The sequence below is a fragment of the Porphyromonas sp. oral taxon 278 str. W7784 genome (genome assembly GCF_000467855.2).
In the GTDB taxonomy this organism is placed as follows: Bacteria; Bacteroidota; Bacteroidia; order Bacteroidales; family Porphyromonadaceae; genus Porphyromonas.
Map to the genome: position 1 here is coordinate 1 of NZ_KI259243.1, position 6,546 is coordinate 6,546.

Genomic DNA, 6,546 nt, shown 5'->3' on the forward strand with positions numbered 1-6,546 from the left:
GGTAAGGGCGGGGTGATCGTCCTCATCAACGAAAAGCGCATCCGCCTCTCGGGAGCTGCTCTGATCAGCCTCCTCCGCTCCTACTCACAGTCCGACCTCGAGGAGATCCAGATACTTACCACTCCGCCCGCTAAGTACGAAGCCGAGGGGAATGCAGGTGTGCTGAATATCGTCATGAAGAAGGTCAAGAATGATTTCTTCGGAGGAAGCCTCTCCCCCAGCTTCGGTGTGAGAAGGGACCTCCTACGGTACGGGCTCAATACCAGCCTCAACTACAAGAAGGACAAAGTCACCGCTTCCCTCCAGCTCGGGGGAGGGAAGGCCGACTACGATGGGCACATGGATACCTACCGCTACTATCCCAAGCAGAGCAGCTATTACTCCAGCCAGACCTACTACAAGGGGAAGAATCCCTACCTCAACCTACGAGCAGGGCTAGACTATGCCTTCACCCCTGAGCTCTCGATGGGATTCAATGTATCCTATGCTCCGGAGGAGGACAATACTCGACGAGAGAACGATAGCCGAGACTGGCGCGTCCTCTCCAGTGGGGCTCGTGAACTCCTACGCCTGCTCCCTGGCGTTGCCGACGAGACGAACAAGAGCCGCTATACTACGGCGAACGTTCACCTTGAGAAGACCTTCAAGTCCGCTCCCCAGCGTCGTCTCTCGTGGGATGCCGACTATGTAGGCTACCGAAGTCAGGAGGGGCGCAACTTCACCTCCCGAGGCTTGAAGCCTAATGGTACTCCCATCCCTGGCTCGGACTTCCACTTTGATGCCCTGACCGATCAGCATACCGACTCCTACATCACTAGTCTAGACTACCTCACTCCTTTGGGTAAGGGGACTCTGGGCTTCGGGGCTAAGGGCACTTGGACCCGCACCACCAACCGAAGTGACTACGATGCCAAGAGCTCCATGGGCGAACGCCACGACAAGATCATCTTCGACGAACACGTCTACGCTCTGTACGCCGACCTGAAGTATCCCCTCTCCGATAAGTGGAATCTCCGCACGGGCCTTCGTATGGAGTACACCCACACCGCAGGGGAAAACAACGGTCGCCAACTGAAGCATCTCCGTAGCTACCTCAATATCTTCCCCACGCTCTTCTTGGGCTACAACCCCAGCGACCGCCATGCCTTCAGCCTCAACGGCACCGTGCGCCTCAATCGCCCTCACTTCGGCCAGCTCTCGCCCTTCGCTAGCTATGAGAATCAATACACCTTCATGCGGGGGAAGGAAGACCTGCGTGCGGGGAAGCAGGCTCAGCTCACCCTCGGCTACACCTTCCTAGGGGCGCTGAACTTCCAGCTCGGCGGTCGCTATCTCTGGGATGGCATCATACAAGTCATACGCCTAGACCCCAAGACGAACAAGGGGAGCTATACGCATGACAATGCTGAGAAGGCCCTGACCTTCAGCCTCGAGAATAGCTTCTTCTTCAATCGGGTTAGCTTCTTCCAGACCTACATCTCCCAGCGTCTCTGGTACGCCGACTCCAAGGTCAATACCGAAGCAACTCCTACGTACGGGGGCTCGAGCTTCGGCTACGGTGTCAACCTCAACAATACGTTCTTCTTCAACCGAAGTAAGACCTTCCAAGGCACATGCTACTTCTACTACAGGACTCCAAGCTACGCATGGGGGATACGCAGCGGACATACCATCGCTGCCGGAGGCGGCCTTGCCTACACGCTCCTTCAGGGAAAGCTACGTATCGCTATGAACGCCAACAACCTCCTGTGCAATAAGAGCCTTATGGACATCGAAACACCCAACTATCGGATGCACGTCGTCAATGAGAATAGTGTGCCTACTTGCACGCTTCGCCTGACGTACTCCTTCGGTGCCTCGATCGAAGGCAAGTCGGAGCGTAAGAGCAACCAAGAGCTCCGCTCCCGCATGTAGCGCCCCGCCTCCCACACCCTTTCTCTCACCGAATTTCTTAGCCCTTCGCCAGCCCGCATAAACAGCGGGCTTGGAGCGCCCCAAAAACGACCTACGGTAGGTCGCCGAAAAAACCTACTGTAGGTCGCCTCACCGACCTACCGTAGGTCGGTACGCCGACCTACCGTAGGTCCCTTTTTCACCTCCCCCTTGCAGGCGGGTACCTTCGAGGGATAATCGCTTCACTTTCTTCCAGTACAAAGACGAACTATGCCAAGAGCAACAACGAAGACAGACCTCCTAGCATCCGCCGACGGACAATTCTGCAAGATGTGGCAACTCATCGATGGGATGGATGAGGAGATACAGCGTGCGCCCTTCGCCGAAGAGATGGCGACGATGGGCAAAGAGGCCCATTGGGCGAGGGACAAGAACCTGCGTGATGTGCTCGTGCATCTATACGAGTGGCACCAGTTGCTACTGCATTGGATTCAGGCTAATCAAGCCGGTGAGCGCAAGCCCTTTCTCCCAGAGCCTTACAACTGGAAGACCTATCCGTCGATGAACGTTGAGCTCTGGAAGAAGCACCAAATGACACCGCTCGACAGGGCAAAAAGCATGCTGAAGGAGAGCCATCAAGCGGTGATGACCTTGCTTGTGACCTTCAGCGATGAAGAGCTCTTTGCCAAGGGAGTATTCGATTGGACGGGCACATCTACGCTTGGTGCTTATGCCGTCTCGGCGACAGCCAGCCATTATGACTGGGCGATGAAGAAGATCAAGGCGCACATCAAGACCTGCACCAAGTAGTTTACCGCCCTCTCACCCTACGACTGGGGAGGGTACAAAAAGCGATCGTCCGTGGACTCTCTGGGGAGTCCACGGGCGATCGTGTGCTATGAAGTAAGCAGGCTCTTAGAGGCCGTGCTCGCCGAGGTAGCGCTCAGCTTCGATAGCCGCCTTACAGCCTGAAGCAGCAGCCGTCACGGCTTGGCGGTAGTGGGGATCGGCGACGTCGCCAGCAGCATAGACCCCAGGGACACGAGTGCGGGGCGTAGCACCTTCGGTCTTGATGTAGCCGACCTCATCGACGTCGACGTACTCAGCGAAGAGTTCGGAGTTGGGGTGGTGACCGATGGCGAGGAAGAAGCCGTCGATAGGGAGATCTACACGCTCTTCGTCGGGCTGACCCAGGCGCTTAACCAGATGTGCACCTTCGACCCCATCTTCCCCGTAGAGCCCAAGGGTATTGTGCTCGAAGAGGACAGTGATCTTCTCATTCGATGCTACACGCTGACGCATGATATCCGAAGCACGCAGGTAATCCTTGCGCACGATCATGTAGACATGTGAGGCGAGACTCGCCAGATAGAGCGCTTCTTCGCAAGCCGTATCACCGCCACCGACGACAGCGACCTTCTTACCACGATAGAAGAACCCATCACACGTGGCGCAGGCAGATACACCGAGGCCAGCGTACTTCTCTTCATCAGGGAGACCGAGGTACTTGGCCGAGGCACCCGTGGAGATGATCACGGTGTCGGCTTCGACTTCAGCGCCGTCGCTGAAGGTGACGACATAGGGAGCCTTCGACAGATCGGCCTTGGTAGCTAGACCCGAACGGATCTCTGCTCCGAAGCGGGAAGCTTGCGCACGAAGATCCTGCATCAACTGGGGACCCGTGATCCCCTCGGGATATCCGGGGAAGTTCTCTACCTCAGTGGTCTGGGTGAGCTGTCCACCGGGCTGAAGGCCTTCGTAGAGCAGTGGGGAGAGGTTGGCGCGCGAGGCGTAGATGGCGGCGGTGTAGCCTGCAGGACCGGAGCCAATGATGAGGCAGCGGCGATGTTCTCTACTCATGATGGTAGTCTATGTGAATGGTGATAGAGTGAGGAGGGGAAGGGCTCTAGCGCATGTCACGCAGCTTCTTCTGTAGCTCCTGACGAGCGAAGAAGATGCGGCTCTTGACAGTGCCGAGCGGAATCCCTAAGGTTTCTGCGATCTCATTATACTTATAGCCCGAGACGAACATGGAGAAGGGCTCCTTGAGGGAGGGCTGGAGCGAAGCGATCGCCCCCGTGATCTCCTTGATATCCATCGAGCCTTCGGGTGTATTGTCTCCGCCCTCGCTGAGGAGAGGGACGTTGTAGGCATCTACGTTCGGGTCGATGAAGCTCTGGGTACGCACGAGCTTGTGGTAGTTGTTGATGAAGATATTGCGCATGATCTTCAGCACCCACCCTTTGAAATTGACATTGTCGACGAACTTGTCGTAATTGTTGAGTACTCTGAGGGTAGTGTCCTGCGTCAGATCCTCCGCATCGGCCTCGTCCTTAGTGAGGGTACGGGCGAAGTTCTTCATATAGTCCTGCATACCGATCAGGTCCTTCTGTATCTGGAGTACGTCCATATCTTAATTCTTGTAAAAGGAAGGTATAGAGAGTGCTCATAAATCAAAGCAATCGGAGCAACTCTAGTCTTTAATTCGACATAAAGGTAGTATTATTTTGCCTGACACACCGCTCCGAGACGTATCGGTATATTGATCCATTCTATAGCGACGGGTGCTACCAAAGGATGGGAGCCTTCCCCCAGTGCTTCAGGTAGGCATTGGCCTTGCTGAAGTGCCGGCAACCGAAGAAGCCCCGATATGCCGACAGGGGCGAAGGGTGAGGAGCCTCGAGGACTAAGTGCTTCGATCGGTCGATCATCGCCCCCTTGCGCCGGGCTGGACTTCCCCAGAGAAGGAAGACCACATGCTCCTGCTCTCTATTGACGGCTTCGATGATAGCGTCGGTGAAAGTCTCCCAGCCGAGACCCTGGTGCGAGCCCGCTTGCCCTGCTCGGACGGTGAGCGTAGCATTGAGGAGCAGGACGCCTTGCTCCGCCCATTTCAGCAGGCTTCCATCGGGGATGACCGAGGGATGCCCCAGGTCGGAAGCGATCTCCTGCTTGATGTTCTGAAGGCTCGGAGGGATAGCTACTCCCGTGGGGACAGAAAAGGAAAGTCCTTCGGCCTGCCCCGCACCGTGGTAAGGGTCTTGCCCGAGGATCACCACCCGCACCTCAGGTAGAGGGCAGAGATCCAACGCACGGAAGATCATCCCCCCAGGCGGGTAGATCGGCCAGCCGGAGCGGTATTCGCTACGTATCTTCTCTGTGAGGATGCCGAAGTAGAGCTTATCGAACTCGGGGGCTAAGGCTCTACGCCAGCTTTCGTCGAGGCGTATATTCATGCTTGGAGATTAGGAAGGTGTCGGAGCCCCGCTACCTCGGAGGATCCGTAATACTAACGTGCGAAGGCTGGGTGTCGTACAGCCTGCTAATTCGGTGGCTTGGTAGAGGAGGGCATGCCCCGCAGCTGCGAGGGCGGGGATGTCGTTCGCCCCGTCGCCCACGTAGAGGGTGGAGCGAAGGGCACCACCCGTCCACCCCGTGAGGAAGGTGCGCTTCCCCTCGGCACTTACGATCGCTTCGGGCTGGAGCCCTGCGAAGCGCCCCGCCTCGGTCCACCGCACAGGACTACCTATATAGTCCGTGACTCCCAGGCGCCCCGCCGAAGCCGTGACGAAGGGCAGATAAGCGCCCGTGACGATCGCTCGGGGAAGGTCCAGCTCGTGTAGCAGGCGCACGCTCTCCTCTGGGATGGGGATCGAACGCACGACTTCGTCGAAGGCTTCCCGCCCAAGCCCTTCGAGGAGCTCTGTGCGGTGAAGGAAGCTTTCGGTGAAGGGCACCAGCCCCCGCATCGCCTGATCAGTCAGCCGAGCCATCTCGTCGGAGCGCCCGAGCCTGCGGGCTAGTTCGGGGAGGAGCTCCGCCGTGGTGAGCGTCCCATCGAGGTCGAAGGCCACATGCGTGATCGGCAGAAGGGCGTCGCTCGAAGGGAAGTAAACTGAGGCCTTCGCCTCCCGTGTCCAAGGGATGAGCGCCGTGAGGAGTTTGCTTCGAAGAGCCTCCTCCTTGCCTTCCCCCAGCTCCCCTACTCGCTGAAGCTTTCCCCCTAAGCCTCCCCAACACAGCCACAGCCCAGCCTCGTCCGCTCGACTAAGGAGCTGAGCCTCCGACAGGCCAAGCGCTTCCGTGAGGAGCTTCCGAAGCTCCGGGGCAAGCGACTCGGCATGCTGGCCGAAGAGATAGAGATGCTGTAGGTGAGGCAACATGCGAAGGTAGCTCAGGGTGAATACAAAAGAAGAGCGCCTGACTGTGAGACAGTCAGACGCTCTTTCGTTAGGTTTACTCGTGGGAGACTAACTAGTCACTCGTGAGTGAGGGTGGAAGATGGGATTCGAACCCACGACACCTGGAACCACAATCCAGTGCTCTAACCAACTGAGCTACAACCACCATGTACTGCTCTGCTTTCCGCTTGAGCACTGCAAAGGTAATAATAGTTTCTTAATCCACCAAAGGCCTCCACAAGCTTTACCCCGTTGCACATCCCCCCCAAGTGCAACAGCCGTCCTAAAGCCCTACTCTCAAGGGAAGGAAGAAGCGATCCGTCCCCCTAAAAACGATAAGCCTGCCACCCGTTCCCTCCGCCCAAGAAATCTCAGCTTTTCGAGGGGAAGCAACCCCAGTCTTCAAACCCGCTCTCCAGCCCGTCTAGACAGCGCCTTCGGGCACCCCCCAAAAACGACCTACGGTAGGTCG

Annotated in this window: 6 protein-coding genes and 1 tRNA gene; 2 read left to right on the forward strand and 5 right to left on the reverse strand. The window is 57.3% G+C overall.

The features are described from left to right. Both HMPREF1556_RS05765 and HMPREF1556_RS05770 read left to right on the forward strand, forming a co-directional pair. On the forward strand, nucleotides 1–1,914 hold a 1,914-nt coding region (locus HMPREF1556_RS05765; RefSeq protein WP_021667411.1), incomplete at its 5' end, for an outer membrane beta-barrel family protein. 249 nt (nucleotides 1,915–2,163) lie between these two features. Continuing rightward, nucleotides 2,164–2,703, forward strand: a complete 540-nt coding sequence (locus tag HMPREF1556_RS05770; RefSeq protein ID WP_021667412.1) for a ClbS/DfsB family four-helix bundle protein — start codon at nucleotides 2,164–2,166, stop codon at nucleotides 2,701–2,703. Nucleotides 2,704–2,808: 105 nt separating this feature from the next. On the opposite strand, the gene trxB is transcribed toward HMPREF1556_RS05770, so the two are convergent. The 5 genes from trxB to HMPREF1556_RS05795 all read right to left on the reverse strand — a co-directional run bounded on the left by trxB (nucleotide 2,809) and on the right by HMPREF1556_RS05795 (nucleotide 6,241). Further along, nucleotides 2,809–3,753, reverse strand: coding sequence for a thioredoxin-disulfide reductase (gene trxB, locus HMPREF1556_RS05775; protein WP_021667413.1), 945 nt, complete (start codon nucleotides 3,751–3,753; stop codon nucleotides 2,809–2,811). 46 nt (nucleotides 3,754–3,799) lie between these two features. Continuing rightward, nucleotides 3,800–4,303 carry an RNA polymerase sigma factor gene (locus tag HMPREF1556_RS05780; protein ID WP_021667414.1) on the reverse strand — a complete coding sequence of 168 codons (504 nt, stop codon included), beginning with the start codon at nucleotides 4,301–4,303 and terminating at the stop codon, nucleotides 3,800–3,802. 157 nt (nucleotides 4,304–4,460) lie between these two features. Beyond that, nucleotides 4,461–5,129 (reverse strand): uracil-DNA glycosylase, encoded by a 669-nt coding sequence (ung, locus tag HMPREF1556_RS05785; RefSeq protein WP_021667415.1) that lies wholly within the window; start codon nucleotides 5,127–5,129, stop codon nucleotides 4,461–4,463. 9 nt (nucleotides 5,130–5,138) lie between these two features. Beyond that, nucleotides 5,139–6,056 (reverse strand): HAD family phosphatase, encoded by a 918-nt coding sequence (locus HMPREF1556_RS05790; RefSeq protein ID WP_021667416.1) that lies wholly within the window; start codon nucleotides 6,054–6,056, stop codon nucleotides 5,139–5,141. A 109-nt stretch (nucleotides 6,057–6,165) separates the two neighbouring features. After that, nucleotides 6,166–6,241 (reverse strand) — tRNA-His (locus HMPREF1556_RS05795). Nucleotides 6,242–6,546 lie beyond the last annotated feature (305 nt).